Annotated in this window: 17 protein-coding genes; 11 read left to right on the top strand and 6 right to left on the bottom strand. The window is 74.2% G+C overall.

Annotated features, from left to right (window positions below; translation table 11 throughout):
• Window positions 1–131 precede the first annotated feature (131 nt).
• Window positions 132–1253, top strand: coding sequence for a sensor histidine kinase (locus ACSUPR_RS02050; protein WP_436889029.1), 1122 nt, complete (start codon window positions 132–134; stop codon window positions 1251–1253).
• 22 nt (window positions 1254–1275) lie between these two features.
• Window positions 1276–1881 (top strand): response regulator transcription factor, encoded by a 606-nt coding sequence (locus ACSUPR_RS02055; protein ID WP_436889031.1) that lies wholly within the window; start codon window positions 1276–1278, stop codon window positions 1879–1881.
• A gap of 44 nt (window positions 1882–1925) precedes the next feature.
• Here ACSUPR_RS02055 and ACSUPR_RS02060 read toward each other — a convergent pair whose 3' ends face one another.
• The 3 genes from ACSUPR_RS02060 to ddaH all read right to left on the bottom strand — a co-directional run bounded on the left by ACSUPR_RS02060 (window position 1926) and on the right by ddaH (window position 4439).
• Complete coding sequence (locus tag ACSUPR_RS02060) at window positions 1926–2555, bottom strand: class I SAM-dependent methyltransferase (RefSeq protein ID WP_436889032.1); 630 nt, start codon at window positions 2553–2555, stop codon at window positions 1926–1928.
• A 17-nt stretch (window positions 2556–2572) separates the two neighbouring features.
• Entirely contained in the window at window positions 2573–3625 is a 1053-nt protein-coding gene (locus tag ACSUPR_RS02065) for an NAD(P)/FAD-dependent oxidoreductase (protein WP_436889034.1), read from the bottom strand.
• A gap of 67 nt (window positions 3626–3692) precedes the next feature.
• Window positions 3693–4439: a dimethylargininase gene (ddaH, locus tag ACSUPR_RS02070; protein WP_436892204.1), complete on the bottom strand. Its 747-nt coding sequence runs from the start codon at window positions 4437–4439 to the stop codon at window positions 3693–3695.
• Between the two features lie 273 nt (window positions 4440–4712).
• Here ddaH and ACSUPR_RS02075 point away from each other — a divergent pair, with 273 nt between their 5' ends.
• Together ACSUPR_RS02075 and ACSUPR_RS02080 are read left to right on the top strand one after the other, a co-directional pair.
• Entirely contained in the window at window positions 4713–5831 is a 1119-nt protein-coding gene (locus ACSUPR_RS02075) for an NAD(P)/FAD-dependent oxidoreductase (RefSeq protein WP_436889036.1), read from the top strand.
• A gap of 75 nt (window positions 5832–5906) precedes the next feature.
• Complete coding sequence (locus ACSUPR_RS02080; RefSeq protein ID WP_436889038.1) at window positions 5907–6188, top strand: YiaA/YiaB family inner membrane protein; 282 nt, start codon at window positions 5907–5909, stop codon at window positions 6186–6188.
• A 40-nt stretch (window positions 6189–6228) separates the two neighbouring features.
• On the opposite strand, the gene bioB is transcribed toward ACSUPR_RS02080, so the two are convergent.
• Entirely contained in the window at window positions 6229–7290 is a 1062-nt protein-coding gene (gene bioB, locus ACSUPR_RS02085; RefSeq protein WP_436889040.1) for a biotin synthase BioB, read from the bottom strand.
• A gap of 468 nt (window positions 7291–7758) precedes the next feature.
• Between bioB and ACSUPR_RS02090 the strand changes: the two genes are divergently transcribed.
• The 4 genes from ACSUPR_RS02090 to ACSUPR_RS02105 all read left to right on the top strand — a co-directional run bounded on the left by ACSUPR_RS02090 (window position 7759) and on the right by ACSUPR_RS02105 (window position 12024).
• Entirely contained in the window at window positions 7759–9117 is a 1359-nt protein-coding gene (locus ACSUPR_RS02090) for a sugar porter family MFS transporter (protein WP_436892205.1), read from the top strand.
• Between the two features lie 220 nt (window positions 9118–9337).
• Window positions 9338–10696: a sugar porter family MFS transporter gene (locus ACSUPR_RS02095; protein WP_436892206.1), complete on the top strand. Its 1359-nt coding sequence runs from the start codon at window positions 9338–9340 to the stop codon at window positions 10694–10696.
• Between the two features lie 49 nt (window positions 10697–10745).
• Window positions 10746–11678: a helix-turn-helix domain-containing protein gene (locus ACSUPR_RS02100; RefSeq protein ID WP_436889042.1), complete on the top strand. Its 933-nt coding sequence runs from the start codon at window positions 10746–10748 to the stop codon at window positions 11676–11678.
• Window positions 11602–12024, top strand: coding sequence for a VOC family protein (locus ACSUPR_RS02105; protein ID WP_436889043.1), 423 nt, complete (start codon window positions 11602–11604; stop codon window positions 12022–12024). Before ACSUPR_RS02100 ends, ACSUPR_RS02105 begins: the two co-directional genes overlap by 77 nt.
• Before the next feature lie 40 nt (window positions 12025–12064).
• On the opposite strand, the gene ACSUPR_RS02110 is transcribed toward ACSUPR_RS02105, so the two are convergent.
• Together ACSUPR_RS02110 and ACSUPR_RS02115 are read right to left on the bottom strand one after the other, a co-directional pair.
• On the bottom strand, window positions 12065–13726 hold the full coding sequence (locus ACSUPR_RS02110; protein ID WP_436889045.1) for an ABC-F family ATP-binding cassette domain-containing protein: 1662 nt from the start codon (window positions 13724–13726) through the stop codon (window positions 12065–12067).
• A gap of 314 nt (window positions 13727–14040) precedes the next feature.
• Window positions 14041–14256, bottom strand: a complete 216-nt coding sequence (locus ACSUPR_RS02115) for an SHOCT domain-containing protein (RefSeq protein ID WP_436889047.1) — start codon at window positions 14254–14256, stop codon at window positions 14041–14043.
• Window positions 14257–14410: 154 nt separating this feature from the next.
• On the opposite strand from ACSUPR_RS02115, the gene pabB reads away from it, so the two are divergent.
• The 3 genes from pabB to ACSUPR_RS02130 are packed head-to-tail and all read left to right on the top strand — an operon-like array spanning window position 14411 to window position 17832.
• Complete coding sequence (gene pabB, locus ACSUPR_RS02120; protein WP_436889049.1) at window positions 14411–16408, top strand: aminodeoxychorismate synthase component I; 1998 nt, start codon at window positions 14411–14413, stop codon at window positions 16406–16408.
• A gap of 54 nt (window positions 16409–16462) precedes the next feature.
• Window positions 16463–17080 carry a DUF4291 domain-containing protein gene (locus ACSUPR_RS02125; RefSeq protein WP_436889051.1) on the top strand — a complete coding sequence of 206 codons (618 nt, stop codon included), beginning with the start codon at window positions 16463–16465 and terminating at the stop codon, window positions 17078–17080.
• Window positions 17077–17832, top strand: a complete 756-nt coding sequence (locus ACSUPR_RS02130; RefSeq protein ID WP_436889052.1) for an MBL fold metallo-hydrolase — start codon at window positions 17077–17079, stop codon at window positions 17830–17832. Before ACSUPR_RS02125 ends, ACSUPR_RS02130 begins: the two co-directional genes overlap by 4 nt.
• The last annotated feature ends 30 nt before the right edge of the window (window positions 17833–17862 follow it).

Raw genomic sequence — 17862 nt, forward strand, 5'->3', positions numbered from 1 at the left:
CACCGACGGACCATGACATTCACACGGGTCCGACCGTGACGCCGTGTCACTGGTCGGCGCGCCCCGGCCCCGACAGACTGGGGGCGCGCCGCACTGGGGTCCGCGGGCGGGGCCGGGAACGGGGGATGCGCATGGCGTCGGAGCAGACCGAGGAGACGCAGGGACGGCTGCGCAGACTCAACATGGACATCGTGTCCGCGGCGATCGCCGCCGTCGGGGCACTGCTGATCGCGACCGACGCCCAGACCTTCCCCGAGGGCATCGCCATGGGCTCGGCCCTGGCCGCGGCCATGGCGGTCGTCAACCGGTGGGCCGCGGGCCGCGGCCCCCACCCCGCGCTCCTGTTCACCGCACTGGCCTTCGTCACCGCCGTGTGGATCACCGTGGTCCTGGCGGCCGACGCCGCCACCGCGGTCTACAGCGTCGCCGTCGTGGCCACCATCACCGTCTCCACGCTGGCGCGCCACCGGCGGGCGGCCGCCGCTGCGTTCATCGCCTCCGGCGCCGCCCTGGTGGCGGTCAAAACGGCGCTGGCACCCGAAGGCCCTCTGGAAACCGCGCTCCGGTACGGCGTGGCCACCGCGGCCGTCGCCGCGACCGGGGCCGTCCTCGTCTCGCTCGTCTTCGCGGTCCGCGACATCCTCGGAGAGCTGGAGCGGGCCCGCGAGCGCGAGGCGGAGATGGCGGTCATGCGCGAGCGCGTGCGCTTCGCCGGCGACCTGCACGACATCCAGGGCCACACCCTGCACGTGGTCAAGCTGAAGGTCGCACTCGCCCGCAAGCTCCTGGGCGCCGACACCGACCGGGCCGAACGGGAGCTGGGCGAGGTCTACGAGCTGGTCGGGGACACCATCGCCCGGACCCGGGACCTGGTCTACGCCCAGCGCAGGCTCAACCTGTCGGCGGAGCTGGAGAACGCCAAGAACCTGTTCGAGGCCGCGGGCATCGGCGTGGAGGTGGAGCGCGAGGGCGAGGTGCACGAGCGGGCGGCGGAACTGGTCGGCCAGGTGCTGCGGGAGACCACCACCAACATCCTGCGCCACGCCCAGGCCGGACGGGTGCGGATCACCCTGGTGGAGACGGGCATCATCATCACCAACGACGGCGCGGGGCAGGGCCCGGCCCCCGCCCTGCGCGGACTGGCCGCCCTGGGGGAGCGGGTGGCCGGTGCCGGGGGCACCCTGACGGCGCGGCGGGAGGACGGGCGGTTCCTGACCGCCGTGTCCTTCCCCGCCGCCGTCACCGACCGCTGACGATCCACGAAAGAGAGACCCGATGACGACCACCGTGGTGCTCGCCGACGACGAGGCCCTGCTGCGGTCGGCGCTGGCGGCGCTGCTGCCCCTGGAAGGGGACATCTCCGTGCTCGCCGAGGCCGCCGAGGGATCGGCGGCCGTGGAGGCGGTCCTGCTGCACGGGCCCGACGTGCTCGTCATCGACCTGGAGATGCCCGGCACCGACGGGCTGGAGGCCGTCACCCGGCTGCGCCGGGAGCGGCCCGACCAGGTGATCCTCATGCTGACCCGGCACGCCCGCCCCGGGGTGCTGCGCCGGGCGCTCAAACTCGGCGTCCAGGGCTTCGTGAGCAAGGCGGCCGACCCCGCGCACATCGCCGAGGTCATCGCGGCCCTGCACGGGGGCAAGCGGTGGATCGACCCGGACGTGTCCGCGCTGGCCGTCATCGACGACTCCCCGCTCACCGACCGGGAGGTCGACGTACTGCGCGAGACCCGCGAGGGGTACTCGGTCGCCGAGATCGCCGGGCGCCTGCACCTGGCCGAGGGCACCGTGCGCAACTACCTGTCCAACGCGATGCAGAAGACCCAGACGCGCACCCGGCACGAGGCCGCCCGCTACGCCCACCAGCACGACTGGCTCTGACCGGCCGGGGCGGGGAACTCCGACTTCCCCGCCCAGGCCCCGGCTCAGGTGCGGCGGCGGGCCCGCAGCACCGAATCGTGCAGGACGGCCCGGTGCCCGCCCCGGTCGACCTCGCGGTCGCGCGACTCGCTCACCAGCACCTCCCACTCCTTCGGGTCGAGCCCGGCCGCGACCTCCTCGGCGCCCACCCTGGAGTGCTCCAGCGACCCGTGGCCGTGGGCCCCGTGGTGGTCGTCCGCGTGGTCGTGGCCGACGACGAGCAGCGTGCCGCCCGGGGCCACCGCCGCCGCCAGCCGGTCGAAGAACGCCCGGTAGCCGCCGGTGGGGTGCGCGTAGTGGCTGCACACCAGGTCGAAGGCGCCCCCGCCGGGGATCTGCTCGGTCAGGTCCGCCCGCACCCACGCGATGCGCCCGGCCACCTGCGGGTCCAGGGCTCCGGCGCGTTCGCGGGCGGCGTCCAGGGCGGCCTGGGAGATGTCGGCCGCCGTCACCTCCCACCCCTGTCCGGCCAGCCACCGGGCCTCGGCGCCGGTGCCCGCCCCGGCGTCCAGCGCCCGGCCCGGGGCCAGTCCGGAGACCTCCGCCACCAGCTGCGGGTTGGGCGGCGCGTCGTGACCGTGGCCGTGGCCCCGGTAGCGCTCCTCCCAGTAGTCCCGGTCGAACTCCCGCCCCATGGGTCCCCCCTCGTCCGTCACAGCCCGTGGCGGCCCGGTCCGGCCACCGCCTCGTGCACCCGCACCTCCGAGGCGGCCGAGAACGGCTCCCCGGTTCGCATCCGCTCGACCGCGCGGTCCGTCTCCTCCGTGACCAGGTCGCCGTTGATCTGGGCGCCCGCCAGGGTGCCCGCGGCGGCGGCCGCGCCGACCTGGGCGGCCAGGTCGGTGACGTTGCCCGCGGCCCACACCCCCGGCACCCGCGTGCGGCCGCCGGCCTCCACCGGCACGTGCTCGCCCACCCCCATGGGGTGCTCCTCCACGGCCAGGCCCAGGTCGGCCAGGAAGGAGGCCCGCGCCACCATGCGGGTGGCGACCGCGACGGCATCGCGTTCCACCACCCGCCCGTCGGCCAGCCGCAGCCCGCTCAGGCGGTCGCCGTCGGTCTCCACCGCGGCGACCCCGCCCTCGACCACCGCGATGCCGCGCGCGGCCAGCCGTTCGCGGTCCTCCCCGCCCAGGGGCTGCGCGGTGTGGGCGAAGAACACCACGTCCTCGCTCAGCTGGCGCATCAGCAGCGCCTGGTGCACCGACATCGGCCCGCTGGAGAGCACGCCGATGCGCTGTCCGCGCACCTCCCAGCCGTGGCAGTAGGGGCAGTGGATCACATCGCGCCCCCACCGCTCCCGCAGTCCCGCCACATCGGGCAGCTCATCGGTCAGCCCGGTGGTCACCAGCAGGCGCCGCGAGCGCAGCACCCAGCCCCCGGACAGGGTCACGGAGAATCCGCCCTCCTGGCGGGCCGCCCCCACGACCAGGCCGGGGATCACCTCGCCGCCGTAGCCGAGCAGTTCCTCGCGGCCCTTGGCCAGCAGGTCGAGCGGGTCGACGCCCTCCCGGCCGAGCAGGACGTGCACACCCTCGGCGGGGGAGTTGCGGGGCTCGCCCGAGTCCACCACCGCCACCGAGCGGCGCGACCGGGCCAGGGACACCGCCCCGCTCAGCCCGGCCGCTCCGCCGCCGATCACCACCACGTCGTAGTCGTGGGCGCCGTTCTGTTCCGTCACCTCGATCACCTCCGCGACCAGCATGCGCCCCACCCCGCAAAAACCACAAAAATCTTTGCCGCAACGGCAAAACACGAGGCGGTGGGGCCGGTCACAGGTCGGGGACCAGCACGCTCAGGCAGGTCACGCACGCCTCCAGCTTCTCGAACTCGGAGATGTCCACCGGCAGCACCCGCCACCCCTGCCCGGCCAGCTCGTGCACGGTGCCGCGCGCCGCCGCGCTGATGAGCACGTCCCTGCCGCCCAAGGGCAGCACGTGCGCCCCGGGCTCCTCGGCCGGGCGGCGGATCGGCGGCAGCACCGAGGCGTCCACCAGCTCCTCCAGGCCGATGACGGTCCCGTCCTCCAGCGCCGTCACCGCCGACTTCAGGTGCAGCGCCCGGCCCAGAGCCACCCGCCGCACCTCCCTGCCCATCGGTTTGAGCAACCGCTCCAGCTGGTCGGCGCCCGCCTCGTCGGTGCGCCCGCCCACCCCCACGTACACGGTGGCGCCCACCTGCAGGACGTCGCCGCCGTCCATCGTCCCCGGGGCCTCGATCCGCGCCACCCGCAGACCCAGCCGCCGCACCGCGGCCTCCACCCCCTCGACCTCCCCGCGCCGCTCCGGCGCCCCCGAGCGGGTGAGCACCGCCAGGTCGCCGCAGACCACCACCGGGTCCTCCACGAACACCGAGTCGGGGTGCCCCGGCGCCGGGTCCACCTCGTACACCCGCCACCCCGCCGAGGCCAGCACCTCCTGGTAGATGGTGTACTGGCGGGCCGCCAGCACCGGGTCGACCTCCACCCGGTCGATGTGGGTGACGATGCCCTGCGCCAGGTCCGGCCCGGGACGCCGCATCAGTGCGACGCCGGGGGAGTACGTGCTCACGTGCCATTACCTCCGGGGAAAGGGTGCTCTTCGTTGACCGCACAACCTATCGCTGCTCCCTGCCCCGGCCCCGGAGGCGGCACGCGGGTCTTTCGGCCTGTTCACAGGCCCGTGGCGCGGCGGGACCGCCCGCCCCGACACGTGTCCGGGTGCTTGGAGGGCCCCTCCCCGGCGGCATAGGGTGGTCGACCGCGCGGGCGCCCCCGACCCGCCTCCACCCCGGCGGACCCCCTGGAGGATGCGATGGACGTGATCGTGGTCGGCGGCGGCGTCGTCGGCGCCAGTGCGGCGTTCCACCTGGCGGGCAGGGGCGTGTCCACCGTGCTGGTGGACGCCTCCCACACCGGTCAGGCCACCGCCGCCGGACAGGGCATCGTCTTCCCCTGGCCCTTCCCCTGGGAGGACCCGGGGCTGCAGGCCTTCAAACTGGGCGCCGCCGCCCACCTGCCCGCCCTCGTCGCCGAACTCGCCGAGGACGGCCAGGCCACCGGCTACGAGCGCGTCGGGGGCATGTCGGTGGACCTGGAGGGCGACGACGCCGGGTACGACCTGGTCTCCACCCTGGCCGCCATGCCCGGCTACGAGGGCATGGGCCGGGTGGAGCGCCTGGCCCCGGGGGAGCCCCGCGAGCACTTCCCCCTGCTGCCCGCCGCCTACCGGGGCGTGTACGTCCAGGGCATGGCCCGCGTGCACGGCCGCGTGCTGCGCGACGCCCTGTTCAACGCCGCCGAGGAGCGCGGCCTGCGCTACCGCAAGGGCGACGCGCACCTGCTGTGGAACGGCCACCGGGTCACCGGGGTGCGGGTGGGCGGCGAGGACCTGTCGGCCGCGACGGTCATCGTGGCGGCCGGGGCCTGGTCCGGGAGCCTGCTGTCGGTGGCCGGGGTGGAACTGCCGGTGTTCCCCGTCCGCGGCCAGATCACCCACTTCGCCCTGCCCGGCACCGACACCCGCCCCTGGCCGGTGGTGCGCTTCGGCGAGCGCGGGAGCCACGCCCTGGCCTTCGGCCCCGACCGGGTCGTCACCGGCGGCACCCGCGAGCCCGAGGCCGGGTTCGACGGCCGCGTCACCGCCAGGAGCCTGGCCGAGAACCTCTCGACCGCGCTGGAGCTGATGCCCGGCCTGGCCGAGGCCACAGTGGTCCGGACGCTGGTGGGCTTCCGTCCGGGTACCCGCGACGGGCTCCCGCTGCTGGGGACCCTGGAGCGGCTGCCCGGGGTGGTCGTGGCCACCGGCCTGGGCGGGGACGGCCTGTCCCTGGGCGCCTACCAGGGGGCGGTCGCGGCCCGCCTGGCGATGGGCGGCGAACCGGAGCAGGACCTGACGGCGCTGCGCCCGGACCGGCCCGCGCTCTGGGCCTGAACCGGCGGGGGCGCCGGCCGGTGGTTGAGTAGGCGTACTCAGGCGCCCCGGGCCGGCCCCGGGGACCATGGGGCCATGAACCCCTTCGCCCCCGCCCCCAGGTCCACCCCCCAGTTCTACCTCCAGTCCATGATCTCCTTCGCCGCCGCCTCCGTCGGCCTGGGCACGGGGATCGTCTTCCTCCCCGTCGACCTGTGGATCCGCGCCTTCCTCGGCATGGGCCTGCTGTACGCGATCACCTCGACCTTCACGCTCGCCAAGTGCGTGCGCGACCGCCAGGAGGACCAGGCCGCCGCCGAGGCCGCCCAGCAGTACCAGCAGTGGAACGGCGCCGAGCAGGTCCCCCAGCAGCGCTGAAGCGCGTTCGTCGGGTCCGCCCCGACGAACGCGCCGCGGGTCAGGTGTTGGGCGGCAGGACGGTGCCGGCGCCCCGGCGCCGCGGCCGCAGCAGCTCGGGGCGCTCCTCTCCGCCGGCGCCCCGGACCCCGCCCAGCACCTCGAACCCGGCGTCGGCGATCATCTCCAGGTCGGCCCGGCCCGCCTGTCCCTCGCTGGTGAGGTAGTCGCCCAGGAAGAGGGAGTCGGCGATGTGCAGGGCCAGCGGCTGCAGGGTGCGCAGGTGCAGCTCCCGGCCGCCCGCCACCCGCACCTCCACGTCGGGGAACACGAACCGGGCCGCCGCCAGGATGCGCAGGCACCGCTGCGGGGTCAGCTCCCAGGTACCCTCCAGCGGGGTGCCCTCGAAGGGCATGAGGAAGTTGACGGGCACCGAGTCCGGTTCCAGCCCGTGCAGCGCGTACAGGGTGTCGACGAGGTCCTCGTCGCTCTCGCGCATCCCCGCGATCAGCCCCGAGCAGGGGGAGAGCCCGGCGTGCCTGGCCTTCTCCACCGTCTCGACCCGGTCGGCGAACCCGTGGGTGGTGCAGATGTCGGCGTACCGCTCCCGGGAGGTGTTGAGGTTGTGGTTGTAGGCGTCCACGCCCGCCTCGCGCAGCCGCTCGGCCTGCCCCTCCGACAGCAGCCCCAGGCAGGCGCACACCTCCACCCCCGGGTGCTCCTGCTTGATGCCCTCGATGGTGGGGGCCAGCCGGTCCACGTCGCGGTCGGTGGGGCCGCGGCCCGAGGCCACCAGGCACACCCGGGTGGCACCGGCCCGCACGCCCTGTTCGACGACCTCGCGGGTCTGCTCGGGCCTGAGCCAGGTGTACTTGACGATCTCGGCCTGCGAGCCGAGCCGCTGGGAGCAGTAGGAGCAGTCCTCCGGGCACAGGCCGCTCTTCATGTTGACGAGGTAGTTGAGCTTGACGCGGCGGCCGAAGTGGCGCAGGCGCACCCGGAAGGCGGCGGCCACCAGGTCCATCAGGTCGTCGTCGGAGGAGCCCAGGACGGCCCGCAGCTCGTCGCGGGAGGGGAGCTCACGGCGCAGGGCCCTGTCGGCAAGGTTCTGAAAGGTCGTCACGGACACGATCCTGGGGCCCCCGCCCGGGCGACGCACCCCCCGGACCCGCCAAAGAACACCGGGGGAGTCTTGTCGGGGACCGGCCCTGCCCGGGCGCGCTCCCATACGGTACCGAGCGTGACCCCGCCGGTCCGCGGTGCGCCCGGCCCGGCGTCCGGAACGGCGCGGGCGGGCCTCGGAGGGTGCGCACGGGTCCCCCCTTCCGCGGGCGGCCCCCGGCCGCTCTGACCACACGCCTTCATCTCCGCCGGTGATGCTGTGATTACAGAAAGTTGCTTTCGTCCCTGTTCGGGTTCCTGTCATGTCTTTCGGAGAAATTTTCTCCGGCCTTGTTCCGACTCGTCGTGTCTTGTACGTGACTCACCGTTGCCTACGGGTTAACCCTGGGAGGAACGACCGTCAGAGGGAGAACGCGTGAGCAGTGTCAGCGGGGGAGCGGGCGAGGACGCCAACATCGTCCACGTCACCATGATCGCCGCGGCGGCGGCGATGGGCGGGTTCCTGTTCGGCTACGACAGCGCCGTCATCAACGGCGCCGTCGACGCCATCCAGGCCAGGTTCGAGGTCAACTCGGCGGTGCTGGGGTTCACCATCGCCGCCGCCCTGCTGGGCTGCGTGCTGGGCGCGGCCACCGCCGGGGCCCTGGCCGACCGGCTCGGGCGCATCCGCGTCATGCAGCTCGCGGGCGTGCTCTTCGGGATCAGCGCGATCGGGTCGGCGCTGCCCTTCGGCGTGTGGGACCTGACCGCCTGGCGCGTCCTGGGCGGCGTCGCCATCGGCATGGCCTCGGTCATCGCCCCCACCTACATCGCCGAAGTCTCACCCGCCGCCTACCGCGGCCGCCTGGGATCCCTCCAGCAGCTCGCCATCGTGCTGGGCATCGCGTGCTCGCAGCTGGTCAACTACGCCATCGCCCAGACCGCGGACGGCAGCGCCCAGAACATGATCGGCCCCCTCCAGGCCTGGCAGTGGATGCTGGGCGTGGAGGTCCTGCCCGCCCTGCTCTACCTGCTGCTGAGCCTGCTCATCCCCGAGTCCCCCCGCTACCTGGTCCGGGTGGGACGCCCCGACAAGGCCCGCACCATCCTGGCCGAGGTGGAGGGCGGCGGCCCCGAGCGGGTCGAGCGCCGCATCGCCGAGATCCGGGCGGCGCTGGGCTCGGAGGTGCGCCCCCGGCTGAGCGACCTGCGCGGCCCCTACCTGCTGCTGCCCATCGTGTGGATCGGCATGGCCCTGTCGGCCTTCCAGCAGCTGGTCGGCATCAACGTCATCTTCTACTACTCCTCGTCGCTGTGGCAGTCCGTGGGCATCGCCGAGTCCGACTCGCTGCTGCTGAGCCTGTTCACCTCCATCGTCAACATCCTCGGCACCGTCATCGCGATCATGTTGGTGGACCGGATCGGCCGCAAACCCCTGCTGCTGGTGGGCTCGGTGGGCATGACCATCGCCCTGGCCACCGCCTCCTACGCGTTCGGCCACGCCGTGGTCGACGGCGACGAGGTGAGCCTGCCGTTCCTGTGGGCGGCCGTGGCCCTGACGGCGGCCAGCGCTTTCGTGCTGTTCTTCGCCCTGTCCTGGGGTGTGGTCGTGTGGGTGCTGCTGGGCGAGATGTTCCCCCTGCGGATCCGCGCCGCCGCCATGGGCGTGGCCACCGCCACCCAGTGGCTCACCAACTGGCTCATCACCGTCAGCTTCCCGAGCCTGCGCGACTGGAACCTGAGCGGCGCCTACCTGATCTACGCCGGGTTCGCCCTGCTGTCCCTGCTGTTCGTGTGGAGGTTCGTCAAGGAGACCAAGGGCAAGACCCTGGAGGAGATGACCGGCTGACCCCGCCCCGCGGCGCTCCGGGCCAAAGCCCGGACATGATTCACCCCGGGTTCGACCGACCCGGGGTGTCGTGCGTCCGGGCACCGGGGAGCCGGCACCGACCCTGGCGGGGACCGGCGACGCATGTTCGCCGCAGAAGGGGGCGGGAGTGACCGGGAAAGGCAGCGCTGGGGCGACCGTGAACCCGGCCGAAGGCGGCGGCGACCTCGCGAAGGTGACCATGATCGCCGCGGCGGCGGCGATGGGCGGGTTCCTGTTCGGCTACGACAGCGCCGTCATCAACGGCGCCGTCGACGCCATCCAGGCCAGATTCCGGGTGGACTCGGCGACCCTGGGGTTCACCGTCGCCTCCGCCCTGATCGGCTCCGCCGTGGGCGCCGCCCTCACCGGCTCCCTCGCCGACCGCTACGGGCGCATCCGCACCATGCGCATCGCCGGTGTGCTGTTCGCGGTCAGCGCCGTGGGCATGGCGCTGCCGTTCGCGATCTGGGACCTCATCCTGTGGCGGGTGCTCAGCGGCATCGCCATCGGCATGGCCTCGGTCATCGCCCCCACCTACATCGCCGAGATCGCCCCGGCCGCCTACCGCGGCCGCCTGGGATCCCTCCAGCAGCTCGCCATCGTGCTGGGCATCGCCGTCTCCCAGCTCGCCGACTACCTCATCGCCCTGGCCGCCGGCGGCAGTGCCCAGAACATGCTCGGCCCGCTCCAGGCCTGGCAGTGGATGCTGGGCGCCGAGGTGGTCCCCGCCCTCGTCTACCTGCTGCTCACCCTCCTCATCCCCGAATCGCCCCGCTACCTGGTGCGGGTGGGCCGGACCGAGGAGGCCGCGAGGATCCTGGCCGCGGTCGAGGGCGGCGGCCCCGCCCGCCTGGAACGCCGCATCGCCGAGATCCGGGCGGCGCTGGGCTCGGAGACCCGGCCCCGGCTGGGCGACCTGCGCGGCCGGTTCGGGCTACTGCCCATCGTGTGGATCGGCATGGCCCTGTCGGCCTTCCAGCAGCTGGTCGGCATCAACGTCATCTTCTACTACTCGTCCTCGCTGTGGCAGTCGGTGGGCGTGCCCGAGGGCGACTCGCTGCTGCTGAGCCTGTTCACCTCCGTCATCAACATCGTCGGCACCCTGGCGGCCATCACCCTGGTCGACCGGGTGGGCCGCCGCCCCCTGCTGATGGTGGGCTCGACCGGCATGGCGCTGGCGCTGGCGGTGGCCGCCTACGCGTTCGGCCACGCCACCGCCGTCGGCGAGGAGGTGACCCTGAGCTTCGGCTGGGGCGTGGTGGCCCTGACCGCCGCCAGCGCTTTCGTACTGTTCTTCGCCCTGTCCTGGGGCGCCGTGGTGTGGGTGCTGCTGGGCGAGATGTTCCCCTTGCGGATCCGCGCCGCCGCCATGGGCGTGGCCACCGCCACCCAGTGGATCGCCAACTGGGCCGTCACCGTCACCTTCCCCAGCATGCGCGACTGGAGCCTGGGCGGCTCCTACCTGATCTACGCCGGGTTCGCGGTGCTCTCGCTGCTGTTCGTGTGGAGGTTCGTCAAGGAGACCAAGGGCAAGACCCTGGAGGAGATGACCGGCTGACCCGCCGGACCGCCGACCCGCGCGGGCCCGCTCTGTTAGCGTCGAAGGCATGGACGAGCCGGAGCGGGCCTGGGAGTTCGCCACCGCCCCCGCCGGAGCCGCCCCCGGGGTCGTGTCGATGGTCGGCTACCGGGCCCTGGCGGTCCCCGAGGCGATCCACCTGGGCCTGCCCTCGGCGACCGTCACCTTCATCGTCTGCCTCGACGAGGGCGTGCGCGCCGCACCCGACGCCCGCTCCCTGGCCACGGCCCGACCCGCCCCCGTCCTCCTGGGCGGACTCCACCTGAGCGCCTCCCACGTGCGCCAGCAGCCCGGCCAGGCCGGGGTGCAGCTGGCCCTGCACCCCCTGGCCGTGCGCTCCCTGTTCGGGGTCCCCTGCACCGAACTGGGCGTGGAGGACTACGACGGGCTCGCCCTGACCGGCCCGCGCGGCCGGGAACTGCACGAGCGCCTCACCGCCACCTCCACCTGGCAGGACGGGTTCGCGCTCATCGCGGACCACCTGCGCGACCGCTACCGCGACCGGCGTCCCCGCCCCGAACTCGTCCGCGCCTGGCGGCTGCTGGAGGAATCCGGCGGCCGGGCCCGCGTGGAGGACATCGCCCGGCAGGTGGGCCTGACCCCCCGCCACCTGGGCACCCTGTTCCACCGCGAGGTCGGCCGCCCGCCCAAGACCGTGGCCCGCCTCATGCGCTTCGACCACGCCCGCCGCCGCATCGCCGCAGGGATCCGCCGCAACGGGCACGCCGACCTGGCCGGCGCCGCCGCCGCGGCCGGGTACACCGACCAGGCCCACCTGAGCCGGGAGTTCGGCCGCTTCGCCGGGCTGCCCCCGGCCGCCTGGGCCGCCCGGGAGTTCCGGAACGTACAAGACGCCGCCCCCGACCCCGGGGGAGCCTGGGGCCATGAGCACACACGACACCACCACCCCGGCCACCGCGGCCCTGCGGCCGCGCGTATGGGCGACCCTGCAGGCGCGTGACGCCGCGGCGCTCATCGACTTCTACACCGGGGCCTTCGGATTCACCACCACCGCCCGCCACGAGGACGCCGACGGGCGGGTGGCCCACGCCGAACTCCTGTGGCCCGAGGGGGCCGGCGGGATCATGCTCGGCGACCACACCCCGGGCCGGGCGTGGTCGCGCGAGCCCGGCACCGCGGGCACCTACGTCGTCACCGCCGACCCCGACGCCCTGTACCGGCGGGCCGCCGGCCACGGCGCCGACATCGTCCGGCCGCTGGAGACCACCGACTACGGGGCCCGCGAGTTCACCGTCCGCGACCCCGAGGGCAACCTGTGGTCCTTCGGCGACTACCCCGGCGCATGACCGGGCGCGCCCCGCCGCGGGTGCGGCGGGGCGCACGGCGTCACTCCGCGTTCTCACCCGCCAGCAGGGCGCGCACCCCCTCGGCGGTGGTCTCCACCAGCTCCTCGCCCACGAACAGCCACCGGGTGATCCCGATCGAGTCCAGGAACGCCAGGTCGTGGCTGGCCACGACCAGCGCACCCTCGTAGGCCTCCAGCGCCCCCGTCAGCTGCCGGACGCTGGACACGTCCAGGTTGTTGGTCGGCTCGTCCAGCATCAGCAGCTGCGGCGCCGGGGAGGCCAGCATCAGGGCGGCCAGCGCCGCCCGGAACCGCTCACCGCCCGACAGGGTCCCGGCGACCTGGGCCGAGCGCGCGCCCCGGAACAGGAACCGGGCCAGCTGGGCGCGGATGCGCTGGTCCTCCACCCCCGGAGCCAGGCGCTCCACGTTCTCGGCCACCGTCAGGGCCTCGTCCAGCACGTCCAGCCGCTGGGGGAGGAACCGGGCCGGGACGAACACCCGCGCCGACCCCTCCCTCGGCTCCAGCTCCCCGAGCAGGGTGCGCAGCAGGGTGGTCTTGCCCGCCCCGTTGCGGCCCACCAGGGCGATCCGCTCGGGGCCGCGCACCACCAGGTCCGCACCCGACAGCGCCCCGTGCACCGGGGTCAGCCCCTCGGCCCTGAGCACCTCGCGCCCCGAGGGCACCGCCGTCTCGGGCAGCTCCACCCTGATCTCGGCGTCGCTGCGGACGGCCTCGGCGGCCTCCTCGCGGCGCTCGCGCGCCTCCTGCATCCGGTCCTCGTGGACCCCCTTGAGCTTGGCCGAGGACTCCTGGGACCACCGCTTGAGGTTGCCCGCGGCGATCTTGGGGATGCCGCCCTGGGCCTGCACCCTGCGGTTCTGCTTCAGACGGCGGGCCAGTTTGACCTGTGTCTCCTCCAGTTCGCGCTTCTGGCGCCTCATGTCGGCGTCGGCGGCGCGCAGGGCGCGCTCGGCGGCCTCCTGCTGCACCGCCAGCGCCTCCTGGTAGTCCGACCAGCCGCCCCCGTACCAGGTGACCGACCCCGAGCGCAGCTCGGCGATACGGTCCACGCGCTCCAGCAGGTCCAGGTCGTGGCTGACCACGATCAGGGTGCCGGTGCGCCAGGAGTCCACGGCGTCGTAGAGCCGTTTGCGGGCGAACAGGTCGAGGTTGTTGGTGGGCTCGTCCAGCAGCAGGACGTCGGGCCGCTCCAGCAGCAGGGCGGCCAGGCGCAGCAGCACCGCCTCGCCGCCGGAGATCTCCCCGACGGTGCGGTCCAGGTCGATGCCGTCCAGGCCGAGCACACCCAGGGTGGCCAGGGCGCGCTCCTCGACGTCCCAGTCGTCGCCGACCGTCTCGAAGTGCTCCTCGGACACCTCGCCCGCCTCGATCGCCGCCAGGGCGGCGCGGGTGTCGGCGATGCCCAGGGCCTGGTCGACGCGCAGGCCGGTGTCCAGGGTGATGTTCTGCGGCAGGTAGGCCAGGTGCCCCTGGACGGCGACCGAGCCCGAGGCGGGCCGCAGCGACCCGGCCAGCAGCCGCAGCAGAGTGGACTTGCCCGCGCCGTTGGTGCCGACCAGGCCGGTACGGCCCCGGCCCACGGTCAGGGACAGGTCCTCGAAGACGGGTGTGCCGTCGGCCCAGGAGAAGTCCAGGGCGGAAACCGTCACGGAGGCGCCGGCGACAGTGGGTTGAGACATGGTTCTCTCGCAATACGGAAGCGAAGTGACAGGGGCTTCGTATGCGAGCACCACGCGGCCGGGGCCGACAGGAGAGGTGAGAGGGTCCCGTTGGGGGACGGCTCGTGCACCGAGGTTCCATCCACGCGGTTCCACCGACGGCCCGGGGCCGGGGCGGGCGGCCGACGGGGGCCGTGCCGCGTGATGATCGCGAACCTCAGATGCGCAACGTCCACCTCATTCGTAGACAACAGGACGGGCGACACTGTACACGCCCGGCCACGTCCTGCCAACCATCGATCCGCGCTCCCGGCCCGGCGCGTCCGGCGCGGGGGTCACTCCAGGTCGATCCTGCGCTGGAGGTACTCCTCCCGGCCGATCTCCCCGCGCGCGTATCTCAGGCGCAGCTCCTCCTGGGCCCGGTCGACCTGCGGACGGTCCCGCTCGGGGGCGATCCTCCTGGCGTCCACCACGGCCGAGACCGTGACCACGAGGTAGACGCCCAGCGCCACCATGACCAGGATCACGACCGTGAAGAAGAAAGCGGTCACCGCGAACTCCCTTCCGCGAGGGGGAGGCCCCCACCCTTCCTGTCTACCCGGACCGCCCCGCCCGCACCAGGGCCGCCGCCCGACCTGTGGACGACCGTGCCCGCATCCGGCACTCGTATCCTGAAATGTCGCCATCCACAGGAAAAGGGGCGGGATGCGCGTTCTGCTCGTGGACAACCACGACTCCTACACCTACAACCTGTTCCAGCTGATCGCCGAGGTCGCCGGGACCGAGCCCGCCGTGCTCACCAACGACGACCCCGCCTGGGACCGGTTCGACCCCTCGGGGGCGGACGCCGTCGTCGTCTCACCCGGTCCGGGCCGCCCCCAGCACGCCCGCGACCTGGGCCGCGTCCCCGAGCTGCTGGCCGCCGCCCGCCTGCCGGTGCTGGGCGTGTGCCTGGGCCACCAGGCCATCGCCCACCTGGCCGGAGCCGACGTGGTCTCGGCCCCCCAGCCCCGCCACGGCCACCTCACCCGGGTCCGCCACACCGGTACCGGCCTGTTCGCGGGCCTGCCCCAGGACTTCACCGCCGTGCGCTACCACTCGCTGGCCGTCCCCGAACCCCTGCCCGCCGCCCTGACCGCCACCGCCTGGGCCGAGGACGGCGTGGTCATGGCCCTGGAACACCGCGACCTGCCCCGCTGGGGGGTGCAGTTCCACCCCGAGTCGATCGCGGGGGAGCACGGCGCCGCCCTCCTGGGCAACTTCCTGGACCTGGTCCGCCCCCGCCGTGTCCGCCAGGCCCCGCCGGCCCGCACCGCGCCCGCCCCCGTTCCCGCGTCCCCGGCCCCGCGCACCCGCGTCCTGGACACCGCCGTCGACACCGAGGCCGCCTTCGCCCGCCTGTACGGCGACGCCGAGTACGCGTTCTGGCTGGACAGCTCACGCCCCCAGGGCCCGGCCCGGTTCTCGTTCCTGGGCGCGGCCACCGGCGAGGTCCTCACCTACCGGGTGGGCGGACCCGTCCGCGTACGGCGCCCCGACGGCACCACCGCCACCGAGCCCGGCACCGTGTTCGACGCCCTGGAGCGCCGCCAGGGCCCGCGCACCCCCAGCCCGCTGCCCTTCGACTTCACCGGCGGGTACGTGGGCTACTTCGGCTACGAGCTCAAGGCCGACTGCGGCGGGGACAGGGCCCACACCGCGGCCACCCCCGACGCGGTGTGGCTGCGCTGCGACCGGTTCGTCGCCGTGGACCACCACACCGGCCGCACCCACCTGGTCTGCGCCGACGACGACCCCGGCGGCGACACCTGGCTGGCGGACACCGCGGCCGCGCTGTCCGCCCTCGAACCGCTGCCCGCCCCCGCCCCGGCCGCCGCCCCCCAGGACCCGGCCGGCCTGCTGGAGCGCCCCCGCGAGGGCTACATCGACGACGTCAAGGAGTGCCTGGGCCTGCTGGCGGCGGGGGAGAGCTACGAGATCTGCCTCACCGACCGCCTGCACACCACCTTCACCGGCACCGACCTGGACTTCTACCGTCGCCTGCGGGCCGCCTCCCCGGCCCCCTACGCCGCCCTGCTGCGCCTGGGGGGCACCAGCGTGCTCAGCGCCTCCCCCGAGCGCTTCCTGCGGGTGGACGGGGACGGCGGCGCCGAGAGCCGCCCCATCAAGGGCACCGCCCCCCGCCACCCCGACCCCGCCCAGGACGCCCGCGCCGCCGAGGAACTGCGCACCGGGGCCAAGACCCGCGCCGAGAACCTCATGATCGTCGACCTGCTCCGCAACGACCTGGGCCGGGTGTGCGAGATCGGCACCGTCGGGGTGCCCGCGTTCATGTACACCGAGTCCTACGCCACCGTCCACCAGCTGGTGTCCACCGTCCGCGGGCGGCTGCGCCCGCAGGTGTCGGCGGTGGGCGCGGTCCGCGCCTGCTTCCCCGGCGGGTCGATGACCGGCGCCCCCAAACGGCGCACCATGGAGATCATCGACGCCCTGGAGGGTTCGGCCCGCGGCGTCTACTCCGGCGCCCTGGGCTACCTGTCCCACACCGGCGCCGCCGACCTGAGCATCGTCATCCGCACCGCCGTGCGCCGGGGACGTGAGCTGACCGTCGGTGCGGGCGGCGCCGTCGTCCTGGACTCGGACCCCGAGGGCGAGTACCAGGAGATGCTCCTCAAGGCCTCCGTCCCCCTGCGCGGGCGCTGACCGGCACGGAAATCCGGTTGCGGGGACGGCACCGGTGCGGCCAGGGTGAACGCCGTGAGCAACGACGTCCCCCGCCACCAGATCCGCGCCCGGTACACCGACACCACGGTGACCGTGTACCAGGCCTACGCCCCCCGGCTGGGCCTGCCCGCCGCCCGCGACGGGCGCTTTCCCGCCGACTGGAAGCGCGGGCGCATGACCTGGGTCAAGCCCTCGTTCCTGTGGATGATGTACCGCTGCGGGTGGGCGCGCAAGGAGGACCAGGAGACGGTGCTGGCGGTGGAGATCACCCGCGGGGGCTTCGAGTGGGCGCTGCGCCGCGCCTGCCTGTCCCACTACAGGGCCGACGTGCACGCCGACCGCGACGCCTGGAAGCGGGAACTGGAGCAGGCGCCCGCCCGGGTGCAGTGGGACCCCGAGCGCGACCTGCACCTGAACCCCCTGGACCACCGCTCCCTCCAGCTGGGGCTGGCAGGGGAGGCCTCGGCCCGCTACGCCGACGAGTGGATCGTCTCCATCGACGACGTCACCCCCACCGCCCACCGCGTCCACGAGCTGGTGCTCCGGGGAGAGACGGAGGAGGCCGCCGCGCTCCTGCCCCCGGAGCGCCCCTACCCCGAGGTGCCCGGACTGCTGGACCGGCTGCGCCCGGCGAGCGGAGGCGCGGCATGACGATGACGGTGACCGTGCTGGGCACGGCCTCACCCGCCCCGCTGCCCGGCCGCCCCTGCTCGGGGTACCTGCTGCGGGCGGGGGAGCGGTCGGTGTGGGTGGACGCCGGCTTCGGGACCCTGGCGGCGCTGCGCGTCCACGCCGACCCCGCCACCCTGGACGCGGTGTGGATCTCCCACCTGCACGCCGACCACTGCGCCGACCTGGTCGCGGCGTTCTACGCCCTGCGCTACGGCGGCCCGGCCCCGGCCGGGCCGATCCCGGTGTACGCACCCGCGGGCCTGGCCGCGCGGCTGGCCGGGTTCTTCGGCCGCCCCGACACCGTGTTCCTCCAGGACACCTTCACCTTCCACGACCTGCACGACGGCCACCGGGTGCGCCTGGACGACCTGGTGCTGGAGTCGCGGTCGGTGGTGCACGACGTGGAGGCCTACGCGCTGCGCGCCTCCCACCGGGGCCGAACCCTGGCCTACAGCGGCGACAGCGCCCCCTGCCCGGGGCTGGTGGCGACCGCCCGCGGCGCCGACCTGCTGCTGTGCGAGGCCGACCACGACACGCCCCCACCGGGTCAGGAGCGGGCGCACCTGACCCCGGAGGAGGCCGCCGCCGCGGCCGCCGAGGCCGGAGCCGCCCGCCTCGTCCTGACCCACACCGGCCCGTCCCTGACCCCCGACTCGGCCGCCCGGCGGGCCGCGGCCGTCCTGGGCCGCCCGGTCGCCCACGCCCGGGAGGGCGAGGCGCTCCAGGTGTGACCCCCACGGAACTAGAACGCGTTCCATGAC

Origin of the sequence: Nocardiopsis dassonvillei (assembly GCF_964273065.1) — a bacterium.
Classification (GTDB): Bacteria; Actinomycetota; Actinomycetes; order Streptosporangiales; family Streptosporangiaceae; genus Nocardiopsis; species Nocardiopsis dassonvillei_B.